Below are 14,043 nucleotides of genomic sequence, written 5' to 3'. Positions count from 1 at the left end.
ATTCACCTTACTTGCTCGACGGATACGAGCCCAGCACCTTCAGATAGGCCGCGTTGCGGCGCAGTTCGTCGATGGCGCGTGCCACCGCCGGCTCATGCTGGTGCCCTTCGACGTCGACGTAGAAGTAATACTCCCACGCACCGCTGCGCGCCGGACGCGATTCGAAGCGGCACATCGACACGCCGTTCTCGGCCAGCGGCGCCAGCAGCTGGTACACCGCGCCGGCCTTGTTCGGCACCGACAGGATCATCGAGGTCTGGTCGCTGCCCGACGGCTCGGTCTCGTAGCGGCCGATCACGGCGAAACGCGTGCGGTTGTGCGGATCGTCCTGGATATGCGTGCGCACCAGGTGCAGGTGGTAGCGGTTCGCAGCCGATTCGCCGGCGATCGCCGCGACGGTGGGGTCCTCGCTGGCCATGCGCGCGGCTTCGGCATTGCTCGACACCGCCTGGCGCTCCAGGTGCGGATAGTTGGCCGTCAGCCAGTGCTGGCACTGCGCCAGCGCCTGCGCGTGCGCGCGCACCACGGTCACGCCCTTCATGTCGGGCGTCGACGCCATCAGGTTGTGATGCACCTTCAGCGCGATCTCGCCGCTGATCTTCAGCGACGTCTGCAGGAACAGGTCGAGCGTGCGCGACACCGCGCCCTCGGTCGAGTTTTCCACCGGCACCACGCCGTATTCGACAGTGCCTGCCTCGACCGCGCGGAACACTTCGTCGATGCTGGGGCAAGGCACGCCGCTCACCTCATGGCCGAAGTGCGCATACAGCGCCTGCTCCGAGAACGTGCCGGCCGGGCCCAGGAAAGCGACTTCCAGCGGCTTCTCCAGCCCGCGGCAGGCGGACATCACCTCGCGCCAGATCGCGGCCACGCTCTCGCCCAGCAGCGGACCCGGATTGGCACCCTGCACCTTGCGGATGACCTGCAGCTCGCGCTCCGGGCGGAACACGGGCGCGCCGTACTTCTTCTTGACCTCGCCAACCGCGAGCGCGAGCTTGGCCCGCTGGTTCAGCATGGCCAGCAGTTCACGGTCCACCGTGTCGATCTGCTCTCGCAGCGGCGCCAGCTCGACCGACAGGTTGCGTTCGGCCTCGCTCAGGTGGTTGCCGTTGGGCTGCGTCTCCTCGTGCGCAGGGGTGCTGTCTTGACTTGTCATTGTATGAATCCGGTGGGCCGCCGGGGCGCGGCGGCCGGGGAAAAACCTGTCCGCGCCAGCCCGCGCGCGCGATGGCGCGTGGGCTGTATCGCGGACACGCGCCTCAGGCCGAGGTGCGTTCGAACTCGCGCATGAAATCGATCAGCGCCGTCACACCTTCCAGCGGCATCGCGTTGTAGATGCTGGCGCGCATGCCGCCCACGGTCTTGTGTCCCTTGAGTTGCACCAGGCCATTGGCGCGTGCCTGCGCCAGGAAGGCATCGTTGCGCGATTCGTCGCCGAGGAAAAACGGCACGTTCATGCGCGAACGGCAGCCCGGAGCGATCTCGTTGCGGTAGAAGTCGCTCTGGTCCAGGAAGTCGTACAGCGCCGTAGCCTTGGCGATATTGCGCTGTTCGATCGCCGGCACGCCGCCCTGGCGCTTGAGCCATTTGAAGACCAGCCCGGCGATGTAGATGGCGTACGTCGGCGGCGTGTTGTACATCGAATTGTTCTCGGCCACCTGGCGCCAGTTGAATGCCGACGGGCACAGCGGATGCGCGTGGCCCAGCAGGTCCTCGCGCACGATCACGATGGTGACGCCGGCCGGGCCGATATTCTTCTGCGCGCCGCCGTAGACCACCTGCACGCGCGACCAGTCGATCGGGCGCGACAGGATATGGCTGGAAGCATCGGCCACCACCACGCGCTTGCCCTTGACCTGGCCGATATCGGGAATGTCCTGGAACTCGACGCCAACAATGGTCTCGTTGGTGCACAGGTGCACGTAGGCGGCGTCATCCGACAGCTTCCAGTCGGCAACAGCGGGAATGCGGTGGAATTTTTCCGCCTCGTTGGACGCGGCGATATTGACCGTACCGTAGCGGCGCGCTTCCTGCTCGGTCTTGATCGACCAGGTGCCGGTGACGACGAAGTCGGCCTTGGGCTGCTCGGCATTGCGCAGGCGCATCAGGTTCAGCGGCACGATGCCGTTTTCGCCAATGGCCCCGCCCTGCAGGAACAGCACGCGGAAATTGTCGGGGATATGCAGCAGCTCGCGCAGGTCGGCGATGGCCTCGTTGTGGATGCCCTCGAACTCGCGGCTGCGATGGCTCATCTCCATCACCGAAACCCCGGTCCCGCGCCATGACAGCATTTCCTCGGCAGCCTGTTGCAGCACTTCGGCCGGCAGCATGGCCGGGCCCGGGGAGAAGTTGTAGACGCGTTCGGCCAATGCACGCTGCATCATGCCGGCAAGTGCGGGATTCTGGGGATCGTTCATGAGACGGGGAAAGGAAAAATGGCTGCCGGAGTTACCCAAGCAGCCATTATCCCTCAAACCCGTGCCCGGTTGGGCGCCCGGGGTTGGACCCCGGTGCAGCGCCGGCCCGCGCGAGGCGGCCTTAACGACACATTACGGCGCATTGCGGCGCAATGCCTCAGGCCCCTGCGGCGAAGATCACTTCGACGCGGCGGTGATTTCCTTCTCGGCTGCGTCGCGCATCGACTTGCCGACCTGCGGGCCGTACTTCTGCATCATCGAGCCCCAGATCTCCTGGGTCGCCTTGCCCTGGTTGGCCATGAACTTCTGGCCGGTCGGCGACTTCAGGAACGTGGTCAGATCCTTCAGTTCCTGCGTGGAGTAGTACTTGCCGAAGGCGTCGTAGTGGGCCTGGATGGCGTCCTTGCGGAAACCGTCGGTGTTGAATGCCGTGCCGGCGCCGTCAACCATGCGCTGGACCGCGCCGTTCTTCTTCAGCTTTTCAACCGCGGCCTGCTTCTGCTTGTCGCTCAGGGTCTTGTTCTCGACCAGAACCTGCTCCAGCACCAGCGGGGCTTCCTGCTTGGCGCCTTGTTGCCAGTTTTCTGCCTGGCCCTTGACGGCCTGGTCAGCCTGCATGACGGAAAGCAGTTCCTTGATGGCTGCCGTCTTTTCCGCGTCCTGTGCATGGGCATGCTGCGCCACCATGAAGGTCGGAACGAAAGCGGCCAGAACAGCGATACGTCGATAGGTTTTGAGCATTGTGACTCCCTGGTAAATACGTCCGTTTTAGTCCGGACAGCCGCAAGTCGAGTTCCGGCTGACGTCCTGTTGTTGCAACAATTTACGTTTTAACGCGCGATGGGGCCAATTGGTTACGAATTGGCGTCGGCATCGGCGTTACCGCCCGCCTCTTCCGTCTCTTCCGGGCCGGCGCCATTGTCGGCGTCGCTCTCGACGATGCGCTGCAGGCCGGACAGCTTGGTACCCTCGTCGACGTTGATCAGCGTGACGCCCTGCGTGGCCCGGCCCATTTCACGGATTTCACCGACGCGGGTACGGATCAGCACACCGCCGGTGGTGATCAGCATGATTTCGTCTTCCGGCGAAACCAGCGCCGCCGCCACGACGCGGCCGTTGCGCTCGCTGGTCTGGATCGCGATCATGCCCTTGGTGCCGCGGCCGTGTCGAGTGTACTCGGCGATCGGCGTGCGCTTGCCGTAACCGTTCTCGGTCGCGGTCAGAACGCTGCCACGTCCGCCCGCCTCCGCTTCCTCGGCGGATTCGGCGGGCGCAACCAGCATGGCGATCACGGCCTGGCCGTCCTCCAGGTTCATGCCGCGTACGCCTCGTGCCTGGCGGCCCATGGGGCGCACGTCGTTTTCGTCGAAACGCACCGCCTTGCCGGCATCCGAGAACAGCATCACGTCATGCTGGCCGTCGGTCACGGCAGCACCGATCAGGTAGTCGCCCTCGTCCAGGTCGACGGCAATGATGCCGGCCTTGCGCGGGTTGGAGAACTCGGTCAGCGCGGTCTTCTTGACCGTGCCGCGTGCGGTGGTCATGAAGATAAAGTGCTCGGCGTCGAACTGGCGCACCGGCAGGATCACGTTGATCTTTTCGCCGTCAGACAGCGGGAACATGTTGACGATCGGACGCCCGCGCGAGTTGCGGGAACCCTGCGGCACCTCATAGACCTTCAGCCAGTACAGCCGGCCGCGGTTCGAGAAGCACAGGATGTAGTCGTGGGTATTGGCCACGAACAGGGTGTCGATCCAGTCGTCTTCCTTGGTTGCCGTCGCCTGCTTGCCGCGCCCGCCGCGCTTCTGCGCGCGATACTCGGAGATCGGCTGGCTCTTCATATAGCCGCTGTGCGACAGGGTGACCACCATGTCCTGCGGCGTGATCAGGTCCTCGGTGTCCAGCTCGGTCGCGTTCAGTTCGATCTGCGAACGGCGGTCATCGCCGAACTCGGCGCGGATAGCGGTGAGTTCATCGGTGATGATTGCAGTAATGCGCTCGGGACGGGCCAGGATATCCAGCAGATCGGCGATTTCCGCCATGATGTCGCGGTATTCCTGGACGATCTTGTCCTGCTCCAGCCCGGTGAGGCGTTGCAGGCGCATTTGCAGGATTTCCTGCGCCTGGCCGTCTGACAGCTTGTAGAGGCCGTCAGCCTGCATGCCGAACACCGCCGGCAGGCCGTCCGGCCGGTACGATGCGCGCCCCCCGGGGGTCTCGCTCTCGGCACGTGCAAGCATCTCGCGCACCAGGCCGGAATCCCAGGCCTTGGACATCAGCTCCTGCTTGGCGATCGGCGGCGTGGGCGCGGCCTTGATGATGGCGATGAACTCGTCGATATTCGCCAGCGCCACGGCCAGGCCTTCCAGCACATGGCCGCGTTCGCGCGCCTTGCGCAGCTCGAACACGGTGCGGCGGGTCACGACCTCGCGGCGGTGCGCGAGGAAGTACTCCAGCATCTGCTTCAGGTTCAGCAGGCGCGGCTGGCGGTCGACCAGCGCCACCATGTTCATGCCGAAGGTGTCCTGCAGCTGGGTGTTCTTATACAGGTTGTTAAGAACGACCTCGGGGACCTCGTTGCGCTTGAGCTCGATCACCACGCGCATGCCCGACTTGTCCGACTCGTCGCGGATATCCGAGATGCCCTCGATCTTCTTTTCCGTAACCAGCTCGGCGATGCGCTCAAGCAAGGTGCGCTTGTTCACCTGGTAGGGCAGCTCGTCGACGATGATCGCCTGGCGCTGGCCCCGGTCGATATCCTCGAAGTGCGTCTTGGCGCGCATGACCACGCGGCCGCGGCCGGTGCGATAACCTTCGCGCACACCCTGGATGCCATAAATAATGCCGGCGGTGGGAAAATCCGGAGCCGGAATCAATTCAATCAGTTCATCCACCGTCGCCTGCGGATTGCGCAGCAGATGCAGGCAGCCGTCGACGATTTCATTCAGGTTATGCGGGGGGATATTGGTGGCCATACCCACTGCAATACCCGAGGAACCATTGATTAGCAGATTGGGAATACGGGCCGGGAGAATAGAAGGCTCTTTTTCGGAGCCGTCATAGTTGCTGTCGAAATCGACGGTTTCCTTGTCGATGTCATGCAGCATCTCGTGGGCGATTTTCGACAGGCGGATTTCGGTATAACGCATGGCCGCGGCGTTATCGCCATCGACCGAACCGAAATTGCCCTGCCCGTCCACCAGCATGTAGCGCAGGGAGAAGTCCTGCGCCATGCGGACAATGGTGTCGTATACAGCAGTGTCACCGTGCGGGTGATACTTACCAATCACATCCCCGACGATACGGGCCGACTTCTTGTACGGACGGTTCCAGTCGTTGTTGAGCTCGTGCATCGCAAACAGCACGCGCCGGTGCACCGGTTTCAGGCCGTCCCGCACATCGGGAAGCGCGCGCCCGACGATTACGCTCATGGCGTAGTCGAGATAGGAGCGGCGCATTTCCTCTTCGAGGGAGACCGGAAGGGTTTCTTTTGCGAATGGATCCATTGCGGCGTGGTTTATGCGGCAGGTTTAAGCGAATGACAGGCCCTTTTGCACGTGGCGCCGGCAGGCGCCTGACGGCTGGGCAACGTGCCATTCTAACATGCCGGCACCCCCGGCTTACCGCCCCCGGACAGCCTCGCCGGAGCCAGCCGGCGGCCTTGCCCGAATCCCGGAAACCCTGATGCCACAAGGCTTTGCGGGCGACACAAGACCTATGTTGCACAAACACCACAGGCCCAAAACCCATGGGGCGAATCGAATATATTTACTTCTTAGGAAACGACCCTTGTGGCACAATTCCCCAGCGAAGAGCCAGACATTGTTCGAAGTGGAGCATACACCACATCGAGAATGTTATACTCCGAAGAATGTATGACTTGTTTTCGTCCATTTGCTCGCAGTAACCCTGCGGTGATCTCATCCTGAGAGGAGAAATATGAAAAAATTTGCCAAGCTCGCGCTCGTTGCAGCTACCGCAGTAATGGCTGCATCCGCTCAAGCCCAGTCCGTCCCCTACGAAAAGAAGGCAGTGAACGATAACTGGGGCAACGGTACGAGCGAGTACGTGTGGAAGAATGGCACGAACGAGCTCTGCTGGCGCGACAGCTCCTGGACTCCGGCCACCGCCAACGCCCTGTGCGACGGCGCGCTGGCTCCCGCAGCCCCGGCACCGGCACCGGCCCCGGTGGCTCCGCCGGTCGTGTCGAGCGAGAAGGTCACTTTCGCTGCTGACACCCTGTTCGACTTCGACAAGGCTGTCCTGAAGCCGGAAGGCAAGGCCAAGCTGGACGACCTGGTCTCGAAGCTGCAAGGCATCACCCTGGAAGTCATCATCGCCGTTGGCCACACCGACTCGTTCGGCTCGGACAAGTACAACGATCGCCTGTCGATCCGCCGTGCTGAATCGGTCAAGGCTTACCTGGTGAGCAAGGGCGTTGAAGCCAACCGCGTCTACACCGAAGGCAAGGGCAAGCGCCAGCTGAAGGTCGACCCGAAGTCGTGCAAGGGCAACCGCAAGGCCCAGATCGCCTGCCAGCAGCCGAACCGCCGCGTGGAAGTCGAAGTGGTCGGCACCCGCAGCGCACGTTAATCGGATCCTTTCCGATCAAGAAAGCCCAGCGCAAGCTGGGCTTTTTTTTTGATACAGTTGCCCACACACCTCCTCCGCCGGCGTGGGCAGTTGCCGCCGGCCCGCATACGATGACGTTGCCCTCCCAGACCCTGTCCACCCATCCCGATCCGCTGCGCCGGAACGCCGACCCCAAGGAAATCGACAAGTTCAGCGAGCTCGCCCACCGCTGGTGGGATCCCGAGAGCGAGTTCAAGCCGCTGCATGAACTCAATCCGCTGCGCCTGGGCTGGATCGACGGCATCGCCGGACTGGCGGGCAAGCGCGTGGTCGACGTGGGCTGCGGCGGCGGCATCCTGTCCGAGAGCATGGCGCGCCTCGGTGCGACCGTGCGCGGCATCGATCTCTCCGGCAAGGCGCTCAAGGTCGCGGACCTGCACAGCCTGGAGTCCGGCGTTGCCGTCACCTACGAGGAAATCGCGGCGGAAGCGCTGGCGGCGCGCGAGCCGGGCAGCGTGGAGGTCGTGACGTGCATGGAGATGCTCGAGCACGTACCGGATCCGGCCTCGATCGTGCAAGCCTGCGCGACGCTGGTAAAGCCGGGCGGCTACGTTTTCTTCTCGACCATCAACCGCAACCTGAAGGCCTACCTGCTGGCCATCGTGGGCGCCGAGTACGTGCTGAACATGCTGCCGCGCGGCACGCACGATTATGAAAAATTCATCACCCCGTCGGAACTGGCGCGCTTCGCCCGCAACGCAGGGCTTGACCTGATCGAGATGCGCGGCATGACCTACAACCCGCTGTCGCAGGTCTATGCGCTCGGCCGCGACACGGATGTGAATTACATGATGGCGTTCCGCCGGGTGTCGGCATGAGCGGGGGCATCGCAGGCGTCTTCTTCGACCTCGACGGCACGCTGGCGGACACGGCGCCCGACCTGGCCGCCGCCGCCAACCGGCTGGTCGTCGAGCGCGGCCGCCCGCCGGTGGCGTATGAGAAGCTTCGGCCCGTCGCCTCGCATGGCGCGCGCGGCCTGCTCGGCGCGGCGTTCGGGCTGGTGCCCGACGATGCCGACTTTCCGGCGTTGCGGGATATCTTTCTCGACTATTACGAAGCCGACATCGCCGTGCACACGCGCCTGTTCGACGGCATGCCGCAAGTGCTGTCGGCGCTCGAAGCAGCGGGCATCCCCTGGGGTATCGTCACCAACAAGATTGCGCGTTTCACGGTGCCGCTGGTCGCCGCCATCGGGCTGGCGCCGCGCGCCAGCGCAGTGGTCAGCGGCGACACCACGGCCCACGCCAAGCCCCACCCCGCCCCGCTGCTGCACGCCGCCGCGAGTGCCGGTGTCGACCCACGCCGCTGCGTGTACGTTGGCGACGACCTGCGCGACATCCAGGCGGGCAAGGCCGCCGGCATGATGACGGTCACGGCCGCCTATGGCTACTGCGGCGACGGCGAGCCGCCGGAGGCATGGGGCGCCGACCACCTGGTGCGCCATCCGGCCGAACTGATCCCGCTGCTGGTCCCCGTCGCGGTCGGCTAGCGGCGTGGCGGCCAGCGCACAGCTGGCGGCCATGGAACTCCCCGAGACACTTTCCATCCAACCGGGTACAATCCAGCTTCTTCTCACTGGGGCCGACCTGGTTTCGACGTGGGTTACAAAGCAGTGGAGGGCATACCGAGGACCCGTCACCTCGTTAATCAATGGGAATGCAATAACTGCTAACGACGAACGTTACGCACTGGCAGCCTAAGGGCCGCCGTCCTCGCACTGGCTCGCTGACGGGCTAGGGTCGCAAGACCACGCGAGGTCATTTACGTCAGATAAGCTCCGGAAGTGTCACGGGTCCGGGGACGAAAATTTAGTGACTCGCCGTCGTAGAGCGTGTTCGTCCGCGATGCGCCGGTTAAATCAAATGACAGAACTAAGTATGTAGAACTCTCTGTGGAGGGCTTGCGGACGCGGGTTCGATTCCCGCCGGCTCCACCAGTCAACACTTCGGAGACCTCCATCTCCGAAGCCCGGGAAACCCGTGATGACCAGCGTCTTCACGGGTTTTTTGTTTCCGGCGCACGCGGCGCGGCATGATCGGTTTCCGAGGTGACAACCGGGCGATCAGCATTCCCATGGCTGCGCGATACTACGAGACCAGCCCGGTGGCATCGAGCGGACTCGCAAATATCGTCGCAACGTTCTCGATGAACTACCATTAGCGTTCGCCGAACCGGGAAAGGCGACCGCCGCGCATTGGCTGCGGCACAGCGTTTCCTCGGGCATCCGGACGATTACAATACCCCGCCGAAGTCCTCCACATCTCTCCCCATGTCCGACTATCCCCGCTATACCATCAACCGCGCCATGGTCGCGCTGGTTCCGGAACAGCCGTTCCTGGACTGGATCCAGGCGGTCGATCCACAGCCGGTTGCCGGTCTCACGCTAGAGCAGGTGCGCGAGGACCAGAGCGTGTTCCTGCTGCCCGAAGAACTCGCGGATACGCACGCCAACGCGGTCCACTGGGTCGAGAAGCGCTGGCAGGAGTTCTTCGAATTCATGCTGGGCGAATGGTTCGACGATTCGCTATGGCCCGAGACCCTGACGCTGGAGATGTTCCGGGAGTGGTTCAGCGTACGCTACCACTCCATGGTCTTCGACATGGCGCCAGATGCGCCGATGATGCACGATGATTGGGACGAGGACGACGACTCGTCGGAGATGTTGCATTAGTCCTGCCCGCGCAGGGCACGGGTATTGCATCAACGGGCCGCCGTGGCCCGTTTTTCGTGTCCGCAAGCTGCTGAGCAGCGGTGACATTGTCAGCCTGGGCGCCGCAACTGCCGAAATTTTCCTAACGCATTCGGAATTTTCCGGTCATGGGCACAGAGCGGTACGACTAAAGTTGGCTCGTCCTTCAACCGCAAGGCAGCGCCGACTGCAGCGAACCCGAACTTCGCGCGGTCACAGCCGGCCTCCGCTACTGCCGACACCTATGCACATACCCCTACCCATCGCCGCTCGCCTGCTCCGTGCGCTCAAACGCGGGCTAATGCTCGCCGCCTGGCTGGCAGCCCCGAGCCTCGCTCATGCCGACTGCACTGCCACGCCTGCCATGCCCTACCTCCAGACGATGAACAACATGGCGGTAGCGGTTAACCTGCCGGTGGGGAGCACCATTCCCGGCACGACACGCTACTACACATTCACCGGCGCCTGTACCGAGAAACCGCCTGCCGTGGTAGCCGGCGCGCCCATCATCTCCTGCTACTACGGATCCGGCAGTGAAGTCATGCCTGGCGTCTATTCGACCGGTGTGGCCGGCATCGGCATCCGCTTGCGCAACGCCGCAGGGCAGCCGATGACCAATGCGAAAGGCATCAACTGCGATACGCGGACGGCCAACCTTGGCAGCCTGAATAACGACTTGACCTATTCCGTATCGGTATCGGTTGAGTTCGTCAAGACGGGCCCAATCGCAGGCGGCGATCTTGACCCAACCCAGACACGCTTTGGCTTCGGCGTGTACCAAGGCTCGCTTTCAGGCGCGCTCGGTGGCGGCTACGTCAACTACATCGGCTTTTCGGGCAATGCCTCGCCACGTGAGATTGCCTGCACAGTCAACTACCCCGCCGTGGTGACGTTGCCCAATGTCAGCGCCCGCACGCTGGCCACACAAGGCGCCGCCGGTAATACACCCTTCTCGATCCAACTGACCTGCAGCGGGGCTGCCATCGTCGGCCTGACGCTGGACGGCGGGGGGAGCACGCCGGTGCAGTCGGCACCCAATGGCATCCTCGGCATCGCTGGCGCCGGCACGGGCGGCGTGGCCAGCAACGTGGGCGTGCAGATCGTCGACGCCATCGGCAGCGCGCCCGTGCCGCTGCAAGTACGGAATGCCATGGGCAACGTTGCCGCCAACGTGCCTTCCACCTACCGCTTCGGTGCGCGCTATGTCTCGCTGGGGGGCGCGCCATCGCCTGGCAGCGTGTCGAGCGCCATGATATTTACGCTCGACTACCAGTAAACGAAACGCTGCGTCGCCAGCCTGCCGTCAAAGGAACCGGTCCAGCAGCTTGCGGCTGTGCTTGTCCAGCGCCATCAGGTCACGGATCAGGTAATGAATGCCGTGGCTGTCGGACACCATCAGCGTGTTGCCTGACAGGCGACGAATCGCTTCTTCCCCGCGCAGCACGAGAGAGGTACGCCCGCGATCAGTCTGCACGGTCCATACGCTCGGCGTGGCAAAGGTCGACACCTCAACGATGCGCTCGATCTCCGGCATGAACTCGCGCGATGCGAGTTCTTCTTCGATCATCCTGCGCTCGTTGGCGGGAAGGGCCTCAAGCCGCGGAATCCACACCACCTCGTGCCCATCGGCGCTCATCATGCCGATGCCGCCTTGCGGCGCGGAGATCGGAAAGGCCCGCACCGGCACCACCCCTTCATAGATCGTGCCGTCGCCATGGTTCAGCGTCAGGCGGCCAAACGGATTGCGCGACAGCGTGAAGGCCGCGCTGGCTGCGGCATTGGTGTCCGCCAAGGTCATATCAGTGGGCATTGGCCACCTCCGGCAGTTCGGTCACGGCTTCGCGCTCGTCGTCATCCTCGGTATCGACGTTACGCGCCTGCGCCTGGTACAGCTTGAAGTAAGCGCCCTCGCGCAACAGCAGTTCGTCGTGGCTGCCGACTTCGACGATCTTGCCGCGGTCCATCACCACCAGGCGGTCGGCCTTGCGCAGCGTCGACAGGCGGTGCGCGATGGCGATGGTGGTGCGGCCTTGCACCAGGTTGTCGAGCGCCTTCTGGATTTCCTTCTCGGTCTGCGTGTCCACCGATGACGTCGCCTCGTCCATGATCAGGATGCGCGGGTTGATCAGCAGCGCACGCGCGATCGAGATGCGCTGGCGTTCGCCACCCGACAGCGCCTGGCCGCGCTCCCCTACCAGCGAGTCGTAGCCGTGCGGCAGGCGCAGGATGAACTCGTGCGCATGCGCGGCGCGCGCGGCAGCGATGATCTCCTCGCGCGTGGCATCCGGCTTGCCGTAGGCAATGTTGTCGGCGATGGTGCCGAAGAACAGGAACGGCTCCTGCAACACCAGGCCGATATGGCGGCGGTACTCGGACACCGGCAGCGAGCGGATGTCGACGCCGTCGACACGGATCGCCCCCTCGGAAACATCGTAGAAGCGACAGATCAGGTTGACCAGCGTGCTCTTGCCCGAGCCGCTGTGCCCGACCAGCCCGATCATCTCGCCCGGTGCGATCGACAGGTCCAGCCCGCGGATCACCGCCCGGTTGCCGTAGCGGAAGCCCAGGTCGCGCATGTCGATGGCGCCTTCGACCTTGTCGAGCTTGGTCGGACGCACCGGCTCCGGCACGCTCGAGACATGGTCGAGGATGTCGAAGATCCGCTTGGCCCCTGCCGCGGCCTTCTGCGTCACCGAAACGATGCGGCTCATCGAATCGAGGCGCGTGTAGAAGCGGCTGATATAGGTCAGGAAGGCAACCAGCACGCCCACGGTGATGGCGCTGTGCGATACCTGCCAGATGCCGAACACCCATACGATCAGCAGCCCGATCTCGGTCAGCAGGGTCACGGTCGGCGTGAACAGCGACCATACCGCGTTGACGCGGTCGTTGATGGCCAGGTTGTGCTTGTTGGCCTCGCGGAAGCGCGTCACTTCGCGCTTTTCCTGCGCGAAGGCCTTGACCACGCGGATGCCGGGGATGGTGTCGGCCAGCACGTTGGTGATCTCCGACCAGATACGGTCGATCTTCTCGAAGCCGTGCCGCAGGCGGTCACGCACCAGGTGGATCATCCAGGCGATGAACGGCAGCGGCACCAGCGTCACCAGTGCCAGCCACGGGTTGATCGAGACCAGGATCACGGCCGTCATCACGATCATCAGCACGTCGGTGGCGAAGTCCAGCAGGTGCAGGGACAGGAACACGCAGATGCGGTCGCTTTCCGAGCCGATGCGCGCCATCAGGTCGCCGGTGCGCTTGCCACCGAAATATTCCAGCGACAGCTTAAGCAGATGTTCGTAGGTCGTTGTGCGCAGATCCGCACCGATGCGCTCCGACACGCGTGCCAGCAGATAGGTACGCGCCCATCCCAGGCTCCATGCCACCAGCGCGGCGCCAAGCAGTCCCCCCAGGTACATGCGCACGCGGTCGTAATCGATCGGTACCCCGTTCTGGTACGGAATCAGCACCTTGTCCATCAGCGGCATGGTCAGGTACGGCGGTACCAGCGTGGCGCCGGTGGACAGCACCGTCAGCAGGAAACCGGCCAGCAGCTGCCAGCGGTAGGGCCGGGCAAAGCGCCACAGGCGCAGTAGCGCCCAGGTCGACGGTGGCGTTTCCAGCTCGCGGTTGCACTGCGGGCACTCCTCTTCATCCGGGGGCAGCGGCGCCTTGCAGGTCGGGCACGCCACTTCGCCAGGCTCGCCAATTTCGGTAGCGGAGGTGGCATCGCGGCGCATCTCGAACTGGTCGGCCAGCCGCAGCGCGGCAGGATTGTAACCAAGCGTATATCGCCAGCTGGCCAGCCGACCCTTTGGGCCGGCCAGTTCGAGGGTGCCGACCCCCGCATGATCGGTATGGGAAAGGCGCAGTTCGGGCGAGATGTTCCATTCCCGCACATTTTTTTCACCTGGCGGGCGGGCAACGATGCGCTGCTCCGTCACAACCAGCCACCCTTGGGTAAAATGCAGCCTCGCGTCGAGGTCCAGCACCAGTCCGGCCAGGACGTTTTCGCCGGGACGGAGCCACGTTCCGGATTCGGCACGCCACGGCTCGTCGGCGGGGAAGGTGTTGAGGGCAGGCAGGGAGGACTGGGTCATGGATGGCGCAGCATGCAGCGTCCAGGGGAAAAGGACATAACTTGAAACAAATTTAGGCCGGGCGCCCACTGGCTGCCCGTGAATTCGCCCGCAGTATACATAACGACGTAAATAACAGCGAACCCGCGGGTTGCCCTGATGCACTGCACAAACACTTTTAATCGAAGAAAGTCAACCTGTACTAAGCTGTAACGTTATTGAAAGGTTA

At 63.7% G+C, this 14,043-nt stretch carries 11 protein-coding genes and 1 other RNA gene; 6 read left to right on the top strand and 6 right to left on the bottom strand.

From position 1 onward, the window contains the following. Window positions 1-7: 7 nt before the first annotated feature. From pheA to gyrA, 4 genes are all read right to left on the bottom strand, one after another. The gene (pheA, locus tag E1J61_RS10640; RefSeq protein WP_133094005.1) at window positions 8-1,156 is read right to left on the bottom strand and encodes a prephenate dehydratase; all 1,149 of its coding nucleotides are present in this window, start codon (window positions 1,154-1,156) and stop codon (window positions 8-10) included. Between the two features lie 103 nt (window positions 1,157-1,259). Then, the gene (gene serC, locus E1J61_RS10635; protein WP_133094004.1) at window positions 1,260-2,417 is read right to left on the bottom strand and encodes a 3-phosphoserine/phosphohydroxythreonine transaminase; all 1,158 of its coding nucleotides are present in this window, start codon (window positions 2,415-2,417) and stop codon (window positions 1,260-1,262) included. 177 nt (window positions 2,418-2,594) lie between these two features. Further along, complete coding sequence (locus E1J61_RS10630; RefSeq protein ID WP_029045717.1) at window positions 2,595-3,158, bottom strand: DUF2059 domain-containing protein; 564 nt, start codon at window positions 3,156-3,158, stop codon at window positions 2,595-2,597. A gap of 113 nt (window positions 3,159-3,271) precedes the next feature. After that, window positions 3,272-5,923, bottom strand: a complete 2,652-nt coding sequence (gene gyrA / locus E1J61_RS10625; RefSeq protein ID WP_133094003.1) for a DNA gyrase subunit A — start codon at window positions 5,921-5,923, stop codon at window positions 3,272-3,274. 433 nt (window positions 5,924-6,356) lie between these two features. On the opposite strand from gyrA, the gene ompA reads away from it, so the two are divergent. The 6 genes from ompA (at window position 6,357) to E1J61_RS10595 (ending at window position 11,014) form a co-directional block, all read left to right on the top strand. Further along, the gene (ompA, locus tag E1J61_RS10620) at window positions 6,357-7,010 is read left to right on the top strand and encodes an outer membrane protein OmpA (RefSeq protein WP_029045719.1); all 654 of its coding nucleotides are present in this window, start codon (window positions 6,357-6,359) and stop codon (window positions 7,008-7,010) included. Between the two features lie 110 nt (window positions 7,011-7,120). Beyond that, the gene (gene ubiG / locus E1J61_RS10615; protein ID WP_133094002.1) at window positions 7,121-7,867 is read left to right on the top strand and encodes a bifunctional 2-polyprenyl-6-hydroxyphenol methylase/3-demethylubiquinol 3-O-methyltransferase UbiG; all 747 of its coding nucleotides are present in this window, start codon (window positions 7,121-7,123) and stop codon (window positions 7,865-7,867) included. Next, a complete protein-coding gene (gene gph, locus E1J61_RS10610) occupies window positions 7,864-8,538 on the top strand; it encodes a phosphoglycolate phosphatase (protein ID WP_133094001.1) in 675 nt (224 codons plus the stop codon). Before ubiG ends, gph begins: the two co-directional genes overlap by 4 nt. A gap of 88 nt (window positions 8,539-8,626) precedes the next feature. Next, window positions 8,627-8,985: a transfer-messenger RNA gene (ssrA, locus tag E1J61_RS10605) on the top strand. Between the two features lie 333 nt (window positions 8,986-9,318). Beyond that, a complete protein-coding gene (locus E1J61_RS10600; RefSeq protein WP_133094000.1) occupies window positions 9,319-9,720 on the top strand; it encodes a hypothetical protein in 402 nt (133 codons plus the stop codon). Between the two features lie 382 nt (window positions 9,721-10,102). After that, window positions 10,103-11,014, top strand: coding sequence for a fimbrial protein (locus tag E1J61_RS10595; protein ID WP_240745931.1), 912 nt, complete (start codon window positions 10,103-10,105; stop codon window positions 11,012-11,014). Between the two features lie 27 nt (window positions 11,015-11,041). On the opposite strand, the gene E1J61_RS10590 is transcribed toward E1J61_RS10595, so the two are convergent. Together E1J61_RS10590 and E1J61_RS10585 are read right to left on the bottom strand one after the other, a co-directional pair. Then, window positions 11,042-11,548, bottom strand: coding sequence for a DUF1854 domain-containing protein (locus tag E1J61_RS10590; RefSeq protein WP_240745930.1), 507 nt, complete (start codon window positions 11,546-11,548; stop codon window positions 11,042-11,044). Continuing rightward, complete coding sequence (locus tag E1J61_RS10585; RefSeq protein WP_133093998.1) at window positions 11,538-13,835, bottom strand: ABC transporter ATP-binding protein; 2,298 nt, start codon at window positions 13,833-13,835, stop codon at window positions 11,538-11,540. Before E1J61_RS10585 ends, E1J61_RS10590 begins: the two co-directional genes overlap by 11 nt. Between the last annotated feature and the right edge of the window lie 208 nt (window positions 13,836-14,043).

The sequence above is a fragment of the Cupriavidus sp. L7L genome (genome assembly GCF_004353535.1).
Taxonomy (GTDB): Bacteria; Pseudomonadota; Gammaproteobacteria; order Burkholderiales; family Burkholderiaceae; genus Cupriavidus; species Cupriavidus oxalaticus_A.
Note: the sequence above shows the minus strand (reverse complement) of the source record. Positions and strands in the feature narration are given on the sequence as shown.